The 13,829-nt window shown below is 74.5% G+C and carries 10 protein-coding genes; all 10 read left to right on the top strand.

All coding sequences use genetic code 11. The annotated features are described in order from the left end of the window. The first annotated feature begins 222 nt into the window (after window positions 1-222). The 10 genes from ppdK (at window position 223) to NT8_RS05860 (ending at window position 13,803) form a co-directional block, all read left to right on the top strand. Window positions 223-2,901, top strand: a complete 2,679-nt coding sequence (gene ppdK, locus NT8_RS05905) for a pyruvate, phosphate dikinase (protein WP_067965073.1) — start codon at window positions 223-225, stop codon at window positions 2,899-2,901. A 132-nt stretch (window positions 2,902-3,033) separates the two neighbouring features. Further along, window positions 3,034-4,131, top strand: a complete 1,098-nt coding sequence (locus NT8_RS05900) for a YdcF family protein (protein ID WP_084468667.1) — start codon at window positions 3,034-3,036, stop codon at window positions 4,129-4,131. 39 nt (window positions 4,132-4,170) lie between these two features. After that, the gene (locus NT8_RS05895; protein ID WP_067965070.1) at window positions 4,171-5,430 is read left to right on the top strand and encodes a deoxyguanosinetriphosphate triphosphohydrolase; all 1,260 of its coding nucleotides are present in this window, start codon (window positions 4,171-4,173) and stop codon (window positions 5,428-5,430) included. Window positions 5,431-5,625: 195 nt separating this feature from the next. Further along, entirely contained in the window at window positions 5,626-6,654 is a 1,029-nt protein-coding gene (locus NT8_RS05890; RefSeq protein ID WP_174549529.1) for a LacI family DNA-binding transcriptional regulator, read from the top strand. Between the two features lie 25 nt (window positions 6,655-6,679). Then, window positions 6,680-8,362: a ribulokinase gene (araB, locus tag NT8_RS05885; protein ID WP_245646045.1), complete on the top strand. Its 1,683-nt coding sequence runs from the start codon at window positions 6,680-6,682 to the stop codon at window positions 8,360-8,362. Between the two features lie 8 nt (window positions 8,363-8,370). After that, complete coding sequence (locus NT8_RS05880; RefSeq protein ID WP_067965066.1) at window positions 8,371-9,066, top strand: L-ribulose-5-phosphate 4-epimerase; 696 nt, start codon at window positions 8,371-8,373, stop codon at window positions 9,064-9,066. Window positions 9,067-9,101: 35 nt separating this feature from the next. Beyond that, a complete protein-coding gene (locus tag NT8_RS05875) occupies window positions 9,102-10,460 on the top strand; it encodes an L-fucose/L-arabinose isomerase family protein (RefSeq protein ID WP_245646048.1) in 1,359 nt (452 codons plus the stop codon). 187 nt (window positions 10,461-10,647) lie between these two features. After that, entirely contained in the window at window positions 10,648-11,952 is a 1,305-nt protein-coding gene (locus NT8_RS05870) for an extracellular solute-binding protein (RefSeq protein ID WP_067965061.1), read from the top strand. A gap of 43 nt (window positions 11,953-11,995) precedes the next feature. Then, on the top strand, window positions 11,996-12,934 hold the full coding sequence (locus NT8_RS05865) for a carbohydrate ABC transporter permease (protein WP_067965059.1): 939 nt from the start codon (window positions 11,996-11,998) through the stop codon (window positions 12,932-12,934). Then, window positions 12,931-13,803 carry a carbohydrate ABC transporter permease gene (locus tag NT8_RS05860; protein ID WP_067965057.1) on the top strand — a complete coding sequence of 291 codons (873 nt, stop codon included), beginning with the start codon at window positions 12,931-12,933 and terminating at the stop codon, window positions 13,801-13,803. The genes NT8_RS05865 and NT8_RS05860 overlap by 4 nt, the downstream gene beginning before the upstream one ends. Window positions 13,804-13,829: the final 26 nt, after the last annotated feature.

Here is a 13,829-nt window from a genome sequence, read left to right as displayed (position 1 = left end):
TCGCGGCGGCGGGCGCCGCGACGCGCCGGGCGGGGCCGCCGGGGCGGGTGGGGCGCACGCGGCGACTCTGAACCATTGGTCTATACCGGTCATGCGGTCTTGACCTGCGGCGACGTCGAGATGGAGGCTGTAGTGGCGGAGTTGATCGGCGGCGCTGGGTTAGAGTCGCGCCATCCCGGTCCGGGCGGCGGGTCCGGGCGGATGAGAAGCAGGGAGCCTCCCGTGCCGAAGTACGTGTACGAATTCAGCGAGGGCAACAAGGACCTCAAGGAGCTGCTCGGCGGCAAGGGCGCCAACCTCGCCGAGATGACCAACCTCGGCCTGCCGGTACCGCCCGGCTTCACCATCACCACCGAGGCGTGCCGGCACTACCTGGAGCACGGCGAGGTACCCGACGGCCTCGCCGGCGAGGTCGCCGAACGGCTCGCCGCGCTGGAGGCGGCCATGGGCAAGCGGCTCGGCCAGGCCGACGACCCCCTGCTCGTCAGCGTCCGCTCCGGCGCCGCGTTCTCCATGCCCGGCATGATGGAGACCGTCCTCAACATCGGCCTCAACGACGCCTCCGTCGAAGGCCTCGCCGCCCAGTCCGGCGACGCGCGCTTCGCCTGGGACTCCTACCGCCGCCTGATCCAGATGTTCGGCCGGACGGTGCAGGGCATCGACGGCGAGCTGTTCGAGGACGCCATCGAGGCGGCCAAGCGCGACAAGGGCGTCACCAGCGACGTCGGCCTCGACGCCGACGACCTCCGCAAGCTGGTCGAGGTGTTCAAGGGCATCGTCGCCGAGCGGACCGGCCGCGCCTTCCCCGACGACCCCCGCGAGCAGATGGACCTCGCCGTCCGGGCCGTCTTCTCCTCCTGGAACGCCCCCCGCGCCGTGCTCTACCGCCGCCAGGAGCGCATCCCCGCCGACCTCGGCACCGCCGTCAACGTCTGCGCCATGGTGTTCGGCAACCTCGGCATGGACTCCGGCACCGGTGTGGCGTTCACCCGCGACCCCGCCTCCGGCCGGCAGGGCGTCTACGGCGACTACCTGCAGAACGCCCAGGGCGAGGACGTGGTCGCCGGCATCCGCAACACCGTTCCGCTCGGCGACCTGGAGCGCATCGACAAGCGCAGCTACGACGAGCTCATGTCCATCATGGAGCGGCTGGAGAACCACTACCGCGACCTGTGCGACATCGAGTTCACCATCGAGCGCGGCCGGCTCTGGATGCTGCAGACCCGCGTCGGCAAGCGCACCGCGGCGGCCGCGTTCCGCATCGCCGACCAGCTCGTCGACCAGGGGGTCATCACCCTGGACGAGGCCGTCGCCCGCGTCACCGGCGACCAGCTCGCCCAGCTCATGTTCCCCCGCTTCGACGAGGGCGCCGAGCGCACCCGGCTCGGCCGCGGCATGAACGCCTCGCCCGGAGCCGCCGTCGGCCGGGCGGTCTTCGACTCCTACACCGCCATCAAGTGGTCGCGCAGCGGCGAGGACGTCATCCTGTGCCGCCGCGAGACCAACCCCGACGACCTGGAGGGGATGATCGCCGCCCAGGGCATCCTCACCAGCCGCGGCGGCAAGACCTCGCACGCCGCGGTGGTCGCCCGGGGCATGGGCAAGACCTGCGTGTGCGGCGCCGAGGAGATCGACGTCGACACCAAGAACCGGCGGCTGACCGCCCCCGACGGGACCACCGTGGAGGAGGGCGACGTCATCTCCATCGACGGCACCACCGGCGAGGTGTTCCTCGGCGCGGTCCCGGTGGTGGCGTCGCCGGTCGTGCGCTACTTCGAGGGCGAGATCGACCCCGCCTCCGACCAGGCCGACGACCTGGTGCGCGCCGTGCACCGCATCATGCACTACGTCGACGCCGCCCGCCGCCTCTACGTGCGCGCCAACGCCGACAACGCCGAGGACGCCGCCCGCGCCCGCCGCATGGGCGCCCAGGGCATCGGCCTGTGCCGCACCGAGCACATGTTCCTCGGCGACCGCCGCCAGCTCGTGGAGCGGCTGATCCTCGCCGACACCGAGGAGGAGCAGGAGGAGGCGCTGGACACCCTGCTGCCACTCCAGCAGGACGACTTCGTGGAGCTGCTGGCGGCCATGGACGGCCTGCCGGTGACCGTGCGGCTGCTCGACCCCCCGCTGCACGAGTTCCTGCCCGACATCACCGAGCTGTCGGTGCGCGTGGCGGTGGCCGAGGCGCGCGGCGAGAAGCACGAGAACGACCTGCGGCTGCTCCAGGCCGTGCACCGGCTGCACGAGCAGAACCCCATGCTCGGCCTGCGCGGGGTCCGGCTGGGCCTGGTCGTGCCCGGCCTGTTCACCATGCAGGTGCGGGCGATCGCGCGGGCCGCCGCCGAGCGCCTGCGGGCCGGTGGGCGGCCCCGGCCGGAGGTCATGATCCCGCTGGTCGGCACGGTGCAGGAGCTGGAGATCATCCGCGACGCCTCGCTGCGCGTCCTGGCCGAGGTGGGCGAGGAGTACGGCGTCGAGCTGGACTTCCCGGTCGGGACCATGATCGAGCTGCCGCGGGCCGCGCTGACCGCGGGGCAGATCGCGGAGCACGCCGAGTTCTTCTCGTTCGGCACCAACGACCTCACGCAGACCGTGTGGGGCTTCTCGCGCGACGACGTCGAGGCGTCGTTCTTCTCCGCCTACCTGGAGAAGGGCGTGTTCGGCGTCTCCCCGTTCGAGTCGCTGGACGTCGACGGCGTCGGCCGGCTCATCCGCATCGCCGTCGAGGAGGGCCGCCGCGCCCGGCCCGGGATCAAGCTCGGCATCTGCGGCGAGCACGGCGGTGACCCCGTGTCGGTGCACTTCTTCCACGCGGCGGGGCTCGACTACGTGTCCTGCTCGCCGTTCCGCGTCCCGGTGGCCCGGTTGGAGGCCGGGCGGGCCGCGGCGCGCCGCTGACGTACGGCGGGCGGACCGAACGGTCGTGACCTTCCCGTAATATGTGCTGACGGCCGCGCCCGGTCGAGCGGCGCCGATGCGCCCGGACGTGGGCTATCGTCAGGCCATCCGGTCACGGTGCGGGGGTGAGAGGTGCGGACAGCGGGCGACGGACGCGGCGACGGGCCGCGCGGGGACGGGTCCCCGGACGCCGAGGCCACCAGGGCCTTCACCCGCGGCGTACCCGAATCCGCCCGGCCGGCCGACGGCGCCCCCGAGCGCCCCGACGACCGCGTCCGCGGCTTCGTCCGGCAGCCCGCCGGCGCCCTGCCCCGGCCCATGGACGACCCCGGCGCCGGCGACCCCGGCGGTGCCGCCACCACCCGCGCGTTCACCCGGCCGGCCGCCGACAGCACCCGGACGCTGCGCCGCGACGACCACGGCGCGCCCGGCCCGGACGCCTACGCCGATCCGGACCCGGACACCGGGTCCGACGGCGGCCCGGGCCGCTACGCCGACCCCGGTCCCTACGGCGATCCCTACGGCGACCGCGACCCCGATCCGTACGCCGACCGCGACCCCGACCCCTACGGCGGCCCCCGCCGCCCGGCGGGCCGGCGGCAGCGCCGCCGCTTCCGCTGGGGCCGGTTCGTCGCCCTGGTGGTCCTGGTGGCGATCGCGCTGCCGCCCGGCACCTGGGCGTGGGTCTGGTACACCGCCCGCCTCGACGACCGCCCCGCCTCGGACGCGATCGTCGTCCTGGGCGCCAGCCAGTACAACGGGGTGCCGTCGCCCATCTTCGAGGCCCGCCTCCAGCACGCCGCCGACCTCTACGCCGAGGGCGTCGCGCCGATGATCGTCACCGTCGGCGGCAACCAGCCCGGCGACGCCTACACCGAGGGCGGCAGCGGCCGCGACTGGCTCGCCGCCTCGGGGGGCGTGCCCGCCGACGCCATCGTCGCCATCGAGCAGGGCAGCGACACCCTGGAGAGCGTCGAGATGGTGTCGGCCGTGTTCCAGCAGCGCGGCTGGTCGACCGCCGTCATCGTCACCGACCCCTGGCACAGCCTGCGGTCGCGCGTGATGGCCGAGGACTTCGCCATGGAGGCCGCCACCTCGCCGTCGCGGTCGGGTCCGGCCGTCCTGGAGCGCCGGACCCAGCTCTGGTACATCACCCGCGAGACCGCGTCGCTCTGGTACTACTGGATCTTCGGCGACAGCAGCGACATCGAGGTCGACGCCGCGAGCTGACGCGCGTCCTCGCATCCATCCGACAGTCGGGGACCCCACATGGCAGACTCCACCGAATCCGCTCCGCCCGGCTACGCGCCGCGCGACCGCGAGCGCTGGATCCCCGAACCCGCGAAGAAGAACCGGGCGCGCGGCCCGTTCGAACGCGACCGGGCCCGCGTCCTGCACAGCTTCGCGCTGCGCCGGCTCGCCGCCAAGACCCAGGTCGTGCGGCCGGGCGCCAGCGACTTCCCGCGCACCCGGCTCACCCACTCCCTGGAGTGCGCGCAGATCGGCCGCGAACTCGGCGCCGCCCTGGGCTGCGACCCCGACCTGGTCGAGGCCGCCTGCCTCGCCCACGACCTCGGCCACCCGCCCTTCGGGCACAACGGCGAGACCGCGCTCGACGCCGCCGCGGCGGCCTGCGGCGGGTTCGAAGGCAACGCGCAGAGCCTGCGGCTGCTCACCCGGCTGGAGGGCAAGGTCGTGGTCGACGGGCCGGAGCGCCGCAGCGCCGGGCTCAACCTCACCCGGGCCGCCCTGGACGCCACCCTCAAGTACCCGTGGCAGCGGGGCGGCCGCGCCGGCACGCACAAGTTCAACTGCTACCCCGACGACACCGGCGTCTTCGACTGGATCCGCGACGGCGCCCCCGACCTGCGCACCTGCTTCGAGGCGCAGGTCATGGACTGGTCCGACGACGTCGCCTACTCCGTGCACGACCTGGAGGACGGCCTGTACTCCGGCCTGGTCTCCTACGCCGGCCTGGCCGACCCGGCCGAGCGCGCCGAGGTGTGCGCGGTCGCCGCCCGCTCCTACTGCGACGCCGACCCCGCCGAACTCGCCGCCGTCTTCGACGAGCTGATGGCCGAGCCCTTCTGGCCGCGCGGGTTCGACGGCGGGCTGGCCTCGCTGGCGGCGCTGAAGAACCTCACCAGCGAGCTGATCGGCCGGTTCTGCCGGGGCGCCGAGCGGGCCACCCGCGCGGTCCACGGCGACGCCCCGCTCACCCGCTACGCCGCCGACCTGGTGGTGCCCCGCCGGCTGCTGCTGGAGTGCGCGCTGCTGAAGGCCGTCGCCGCGCACTACGTCATGGCCAGCCGCGAGGCCCAGGCGCACCGGGCGCGCGAGCGGGAGCTGATCGCCGAACTCGTCGCCGCCGTCGCCGCCGGGGCGCCCGGCACCCTGGAGGCTCCGTTCCGCGAGGACCACGCGCGCGCGGCCGACGACGCGGCCGCGCTGCGCGTGGTGGTCGACCAGGTCGCGTCCCTGACCGACACCTCGGCCACCGCTTGGCACACCCGGCTGCGCCCCGCCTGAGCCGCCCGCCCCGGCGCGGGCCCCGGGGCATGCCGGAGAGTGGACCGGCGGCCGGTCCGCCGGGCCCGCGTGCCGGGCCCTCCCCGGGGAAACCGTTCGGGCGACCACCCTTGACGGTCGTGAATGTGAGCGCTAACAATGTAGCCCACATCACGTTCGGGCGCTTCGGCGCCCCTCGAAGGGGGTGGCTCCCGCATGTCGGTCCCATCCGGCCGCAGCCCCGTCATGGCCGACGTCGCGCGGCTCGCGGGCGTCTCCCACCAGACCGTCTCGCGCGTCCTCAACGGCCACCCCAACGTCAAGACCGAGACCCAGGCCCGGGTCCAGGCCGCCATCGAGGAGCTGGGCTACCGGCGCAACTCCTCGGCGCGGGCGCTGGTCACCCGGCGCACCGGGGTCATCGGGGTGGTCGCCTTCGACACCACCCTCTACGGCCCCGCCCAGACCCTCGCCGGGATCGAGCAGGCCGCCCGTGCCGCCGGATACTTCCTCAGCGTCGTCACCCTCCAGCGGGTCACCCGCCAGGAGGTCAGCGAGGCGATGGACTACCTCGCCCAGCAGGCGGTCGAGGGTTACGTCGTCATCGCCCCGCACCGGACCGTGGTCGAAGGGCTGGCCGACGCCGCCGCCGACCGCCCGGTGGTGGCGGTCGAGGGCGGCGAGGCCCCCGACCTGCCCGTGGCGACCGTCGACCAGGGCGGCGGTGCCGAACTCGCCGTCCGCCACCTGCTCGACCTCGGCCACCGCACCGTGCACCACATCGCCGGTCCGCGCCACTGGCTGGAGGCCGAGTACCGGGTGGCCGGCTGGCGGCGGGCCCTGGAGGCCGCCGGGGCGCCGGTGCCCGAACCGCTCTTCGGCGACTGGCGGCCGCGCTCCGGCTACGACCTCGGCGGCGCGCTCGCCCGCGACCGCTCCGTCACCGCGATGTTCGTCGCCAACGACCAGATGGCGCTGGGCGCGCTGCGCGCCCTCGCCGAGGCCGGGGTGCGCGTGCCCGAGGACGTCAGCGTCGTCGGGTTCGACGACATCCCCGAGGCCGAGTTCTTCACCCCGCCGCTGACCACGGTCGCGCAGGACTTCAGCGAGGTCGGCCGGCACGGCATCCGGCTGCTGCTGGAACGGCTGCGGCTGGCCGACGGCGCCTCCGCCGCCCCCGCGCGCCACGTCGTCCCCGCCCGCCTGGTCGTCCGTACGAGCACCGCGGCCGCACCCCGAGCGTAGTCCGACCGACCCCCAGGAGCCCCCCGTGCCCGCCATTGTTAGCGCTAACAACAACGACGCGGTCGTGATCGGCGTCGATTTCGGCACCCTCTCCGGCCGGGCCGTCGTGGTCCGCGTCCGCGACGGCGCCGAACTCGCCACCGCCGTCCACCCCTACGCGCACGGCGTCGTCGAGACCGCCCTGCCCGGCTCCTCCGTCCCGCTGCCCCCCGACACCGCGCTGCAGGTCCCGGCCGACTACCGGGCCGTCCTCGCCGACGCCGTCCCCAAGGCCCTCGCCGCCAGCGGGGTCCCGGCGTCCGCCGTCATCGGGATCGGCACCGACTTCACCGCCTGCACCGTGCTGCCGACCACCGCCGACGGCACGCCGCTGTGCGAGCTGCCCGGGTTCGCGGACCGCCCGCACGCCTACCCCAAGCTGTGGAAGCACCACGCCGCCCAGCGCGAGGCCGACGAGATCACCGCGCTCGCCGCCGAGCGCGGCGAACCCTGGCTGGCCCGCTACGGCGGGCGGATCTCCTCGGAGTGGGAGTTCGCCAAGGGCCTGCAGGTGCTCCGCGAGGACGCGGAGGTCTACCACCGCACCGAACGGTGGATCGAGGCCGCCGACTGGATCGTCTGGGAGCTGTGCGGCCGCGAGACCCGCAACGTCTGCACCGCCGGCTACAAGGGCATGCACCAGGACGGGGCCTGGCCCAGCCGCGACTACCTCGCCGCCCTCGACCCCCGCTTCGCCGGGTTCGCCGAGGACAAGATCGCCCACCCGCTGGCCCAGCTGGGCGGCCGCGCCGGCGGCCTCACCGAGCGGGCCGCCGCCTGGACCGGGCTGCCCGAGGGCATCGCGGTGGCCGTCGGCAACGTCGACGCGCACGTCACCGCCGCCGCCGCGCAGACCGTCGCCCCCGGGCGGATGCTCGCGGTCATGGGCACCAGCACCTGCCACGTCATGAACGGCACCGCGGCCGCCGAGGTGCCCGGCATGTGCGGCGTGGTCCGCGACGGCATCGCCCCCGGGCTGTGGGGCTACGAGGCCGGGCAGAGCGGGGTCGGTGACATCTTCGGCTGGTTCACCGACCGCCTGTTCCCCGCCGAGTACGCCCGCGAGGCCGCCGACCTCGGCGTCACCGCGCACGAGCTGCTGTCGCGCAAGGCCGCCGAGCGGCCCGTCGGCGCGCACGGCCTCATCGCCCTCGACTGGCACAGCGGCAACCGGTCGGTCCTGGTCGACCACGACCTGTCCGGCGTCGTCGCCGGGCTGACCCTCGCCACCCGGCCCGAGGACGTCTACGCCGCCCTGGTGGAGGCCACCGCGTTCGGCACCCGCACCATCCTCGACGCGTTCGCCGGCGCCGGCGTGCCGGTGGAGGAGGTCACCCTGGCCGGCGGCCTGAAGCGCAACGCGTTCGTCACCCGCATCTACGCCGACGTCCTCGACCGCCCCCTGCACGTCGCCGACTCCGACGAGGCGCCCGCGCTCGGCTCGGCCATCCACGCCGCGGTCGCCGCCGGCGCCCACCCCGACATCGCCGCCGCCTCCGCCGCCATGGGCGGGGCCACCCGCGACGCCGTCGTGCCCGACCCCGGGCGGGCCGCCGTCTACGACGACCTCTACCGCATCTACACCGAACTGCACGACCACTTCGGGCGCGGCGGCAGCGACGCGCTGCACCGCCTGCGCGCCCTCCGCAACCGCAGCCTCACCCGGTGAAGGACGCCATGACCGCCATCGCCCCCCAGGCCGCCGACGCCGTCGCGGCCGCCCGCCGCGAGGTGTGCGCCCTGCACGCCGAACTCACCCGCTGGAACCTGGTGACCTGGACCAGCGGAAACATCTCCGCCCGGGTCCCCGGGACCGGCCTCATGGTCATCAAGCCCAGCGGGGTCACCTACGACGACCTCACCCCCGACTCCATGGTGGTGTGCGACCTCGACGGCACCGCCGTGGAGGGCGCGCACGCCCCCTCCAGCGACACCGGCGCGCACGCCTACGTCTACCGGGAGATGCCCGAGGTCGGCGGCGTCGTGCACACCCACAGCCCCTACGCCACCGCGTGGGCCGCCCGCGGCGAGCCCGTGCCGTGCGCGGTCACCGCCATGGCCGACGAGTTCGGCGACGACATCCCGGTCGGCCCCTTCGCGCTCATCGGCGGGGACGACATCGGCCGGGGCATCGTCGCCACGCTGCGCGGCCGCCGCTCCCCGGCGGTGCTGATGCGCTCCCACGGCGTCTTCACCATCGGGCGCGACGCGCGGTCGGCGGTCAAGGCGGCGGTGATGTGCGAGGACGTCGCCCGCACGGTCCACCTGGCCCGCGAGCACGGGCCCGTGTCCCGGCTGCCGCAGGAGCACATCGACGCCCTCTACGACCGCTACCAGAACGCCTACGGCCAGCCGAGAGGAACCCACTCGTGACCGAACGCCTCCCCAGCATCGGAATCCTGGGCATCATGCAGCCCCTCTACGACGACATGGTCCCCGGCATCACCGAGCGCCAGGCCGCCTACGCGCGGCGGATCGCCGAGAGCCTGGCCGAGGTCGCCGACTGCGTCGTCAGCGAACCGGTGCGCGGCCGCGCCGACGCCGAGCGGGCGATGCGCGGGTTCGAGAACGACGACCTCGACGGGGTCCTCGTCGTGATGCTCACCTACGGCCCCTCGCTGCGCGTCACCCGCCTGTTCGCGCAGATGCGGCTGCCCGTCTGCCTGGCCAACATCCAGCCCGACCCGGCGGTCACCCCCGCCTGGGACATGGCCGACATGACCTACAACCAGGGCATCCACGGCGCGCAGGACACCGCCAACGCCATGGTGCGGGCCGGGCTGCCGTTCGACGTGGTCACCGAGGAGTGGCCCAGCGACGCCTTCCGCGACCGGGTCGGCCGGTGGGCGCGGGCGGCCCGCGCCGTCACCGCCTGGAAGCGGCTGCGGGTGGGCGTGTTCGGCTACGCCATGAACGGCATGGGCGACGCCCGGGTGGACGAGACCGCGCTGCTGCGCCGGCTCGGCGTGGAGATCCAGGTGATCGCCCCGGGGGCGCTGCACCGCACCATGTCCGGCCTGCCCGACGGCGCGGTCACCGACCTGATGGCGTGGGAGGACGCCCGGTTCGAGGTCGACCCGCGGCTGTCCAAGGAGGAGCGCGAGGACCACGCGCGGATGCAGCTCGGCATCGAGCACCTGCTGACCGAGCACGGCTGCGGCGCGTACTCCACCCACTTCGACGCCATCGGCGAGGACGGCCGGTTCGCCCGGCTGCCCATGGCCGCCGCCTCCAGCCTCATGGCCAAGGGCTACGGGTTCGCCGGCGAGGGCGACGTGCTGGCCGCGTCGATCGTGCACGCGGGCCACCGGCTCGCCGGGGACGGCCACTTCACCGAGATGTACGCCATGGACTTTCCCAGCGACTCGATCCTGATGAGCCACATGGGGGAGGGCAACTGGAAGGTCGCGCGGTCCGACGAGCCGGTCCGGCTGATCAAGCGCCCGCTGGGCATCGGCGGCCTGGACGACCCGCCCACCCTGCTGTTCCGCGTCCAGCCGGGGCCGGCCACGCTCGCCTCCCTGGTGGCGCTGGGCGGTGAGGACTTCCGGCTGGTCGTCGCCGAGGGCGAGGTGCTCGACTCCCCGGAGCTGCCCGCGCTGGAGATGCCCTACGGCCAGTTCCGACCGGAGTCGGGGGTGCGCGGCTGCATGGACGCCTGGCTGCGCGCCGGCGGCACCCACCACATGGTGATGAACCTCGGCCGCACCGCGGCCGACTGGGAGGTCTTCTGCCGGCTCGCCGGCATCGAGTACGTCCGGGTCTGATCCACGATCGCGGACCGCGCGACCGGGACCGCGCCGCCGCCCGCTGCGGCGGCGCACCCGGGCGGCGGACGGGGCACGCGCGGGGCGCCGCGCGACGGCGCACCGCGCCGCCGCGCGAGGTCCGCGACCACCGACCCGCGGCCGGGGGGACGGCCGCACCGGCGCTAGGGCAACACGAGGAGCCGACATGCGCACCACCAGCACCCCACCTCCGGCGGCGGGGCCCGGCCGCCGCGCGTTCCTGGCCGGCGGGCTGGCCGCCGCCGGGCTCGGCCTGGCCGGCTGCGGCGCGTCCGCCGCCGGCGGCCGGACACCGCTGCGCCAATGGAACCTGTTCACCGGCGGCGACGGCGCCCGCATGGTCGAGATGCACGACGCCTACACGCGGGAGCACCCCGGTGTCGAGCTGCGCCCCACCACCTACCTGTGGGGCAACCCCTACTACACCAAGTTCGCCATGGGCGCCGCCGGCGGGCGCGCGTTCGACGTCGCCACCCTGCACGCCTCGCGGCTGCGCGGCATGGGCGCGGGCACCCTCATCGACCCGGTCCCGGCGGACCTGCTCGCCGAGTACGGGGTCACCCGCGACGACGTGCTGCCCAACGTGTGGGACAAGTGCGTGGTCGACGGCGAGTTGTACGCGGTCCCGCTCGACACCCACCTGGTCGTCACCTACTACGAGCGCGGGGCGTGCGAGCGCGCCGGCGTCCTCGAACCCGACGGGAGCCTCGTCGCCACCTCCGGCCCCGAGGAGTTCCTCGACGTGCTCGCCGCCGTCAAGGAGGCCACCGGCCACTTCGGCGTCGTCATGGACACCACCGGGGCCTGGCGCCAGTTCTGGTCGCTGTACCGCCAGCTCGGCGGGGAGATGACCTTCGACGGCGGGCTCGGCCTGGACGACGACCTGGCCCTCCAGGCCCTGGACTTCCTGCGCCGGGTCTGCGACGACGGGCTGGCGCCGCCCGCCTCCGACGCCCCCGGCACCCCCGCCAACTTCCAGAACGGCATCGCCGGGCTGATGTTCGCGGGCAACTGGGAGCTGCCCACCTTCCAGACGGCCGGCATGGACTTCGGGATGCGCCCGTTCCCGGGTATCTTCGGCGCCGAACTGGGCCAGGGCGACTGCCACGTGCTCGTCCTGCCGCACCGCCGCACCCGCGACGACCGCGCCGTGCGCACCGCCGTCGAGTACGCCGCCTGGATGCTCAAGAACAGCATCGTGTGGGCCGGCGGCGGCCACACCCCGGCCTACCTCCCCGTCGCCGAGAGCGCGGAGTACGCGGAGCTGCGGCCCCAGGCCGAGTACCGGCACGCCGCCGAGGACGTCCAGTTCGACCCGGAGGCGTGGTTCAGCGGGTCGGCCGCCCCGCTGTTCGCCGAGGCGAACTCCGTGATGGCCGGCGTCCACAACGGGTCGGCCACCCCCGAAGAGGCGCTGGCCCGCTTCCGCCGGGCCGCCGAGCGGCTCATCGACACCCCGGAGCCGGTGTGACGCCCCGCCGCGCCCACCGCCCGCCGCCCGCTGGGAGGCCCGCATGACCGTACCCGCCGCCGCGGCGACGCCGCCGCGCCCCCGCCCGCCCGCCGCCCGCCCCGCCCGCCGCCGCGCCTCCCTGGCCGGCCTGGGGTTCGTCCTGCCGTTCGCCGTGCTGTTCGCGGTGTTCCTGGTCTGGCCCATGCTCGCCGGGCTGTGGGCGAGCTTCACCGACCGCAGCCTGGCCCGCCCCGACGCGGCGTTCGTCGGGCTGGCCAACTGGCGCGAACTGGCCGGCGACGCCGCCGTCTGGCGCTCGCTGTGGACCACCCTGCTGTTCACCCTCATCAGCACCCCGCCGCTGGTGGCCGTGGCGCTGGCGATGGCGGTGCTCACGCAGCGCGTCGCCGCCCGCCTCGGCTGGTTCCTGCGGTTCTCGTTCTTCGCGCCGTTCCTGCTCCCGGTGGCCGTGGTCACCCTGATCTGGACCTGGATGTACCAGCCCGGGTTCGGCGTGGTCAACGGCGCGCTCCAGGCGGTCGGCCTGCCCGAGGTGGCCTGGCTGACCGACGAGGACACCGTGCTCGCCGCCATCGCGGTCACCACCGTCTGGTGGACCGCCGGGTTCAACTACCTGCTCTACCTCGCCGCCCTCCAGGGCATCCCCGGCCACGTGTACGAGGCCGCCGCCATCGACGGCGCCGGGGCGTGGCAGCGCCTCACCCGCGTCACCCTGCCGCTGCTGCGCCGCACCACCGCCCTGGTCGTGCTGCTGCAGCTGGTGGCCTCGCTCAAGCTGTTCGACCAGGCGTACCTCATGACCGCGGGGTCGGGCGGGCCCAACTACGCCGCCCGGCCGATCATCGGCTACGTCTTCGAGTCCGGGTTCACCGGGCTGCGCATCGGCTACGCGTCGGCGGTCTCCTACCTGTTCTTCGCCGTGGTGGTCGCCGTCTCCGTCCTGCAGTTCCGCCTCTTCTCCCGCAAGGAGGCCGAGTGAGCGCCACCGCCCCGGCCGTCCGCCGCACCGTCCGCCGCACCCCCCGCCGCCGGCGCGTCACCCCCGTCGGCGCCGCCGCCACCGTCTCCGCGCTCGTCCTCGCCGTGCTCTGGCTGGTCCCGCTGGCGTGGGCGGTGCTCACCTCGCTCAAGCCCGAGGCCGAGACCACCGCCGTCCCCGTCCGGTGGCTGCCGCTGGAGCCCACCTTCGCGGCCTACCGCAGCATCCTGGCCCGCGGCGACCTCCAGCAGTGGCTGGTGAACAGCGTGGCCGTCTCCACCGCGGTCACCGTGCTCACCCTGGTGGTGTGCGTGCTCGCCGCCTACGGGTTCGCCGCGACCGCGTTCCCCGGCCGCCGGGCGCTGTTCGCGTTGTTCCTCGCGGGCATCCTGGTGCCGCCGCAGGTCCTCATCGTCCCGCTGTTCGACCAGATGACCGCCCTGGGGCTGGTCGACACCTACTGGGGCGTCGCGCTGCCCCAGGTCGTCGCCCCGGTGTTCGTGTTCGTCCTCACCCGGTTCTTCGAGGGCATCCCCCGCGACTACCAGGAGGCCGCCCGCCTCGACGGCGCCGGCCACCTGCGCGTCCTGTGGAGCGTCGTCCTGCCGATGTCCGCCCCGATCCTCGCCGCGGTCGCCATCTTCACCTTCGTCCAGGCGTGGAACAACTTCCTGTGGCCGTTCGTGGCGACCAACGACCCCGCTCTGATGACCGTCCCCGTGGGCCTGGGCACCGTCCAGGGCGCCTACGGCATCCAGTACGCGCAGAACATGGCGGCCGCCGTCCTCGGCGCCCTCCCGTTGATCGTCGTCTTCCTGCTCTTCCAGCGCCAAGTCGTCCGCGGCGTCACCGACGCCGGGCTGAAGTGAGCACCGACCGTCCGAAGGAGAGTCCC

Origin of the sequence: Nocardiopsis trehalosi NBRC 14201 (assembly GCF_001552555.1) — a bacterium.
GTDB classification, from domain to species: domain Bacteria; phylum Actinomycetota; class Actinomycetes; order Streptosporangiales; family Streptosporangiaceae; genus Nocardiopsis_B; species Nocardiopsis_B trehalosi.
This window is presented reverse-complemented; position numbering and strand designations above follow the sequence as displayed.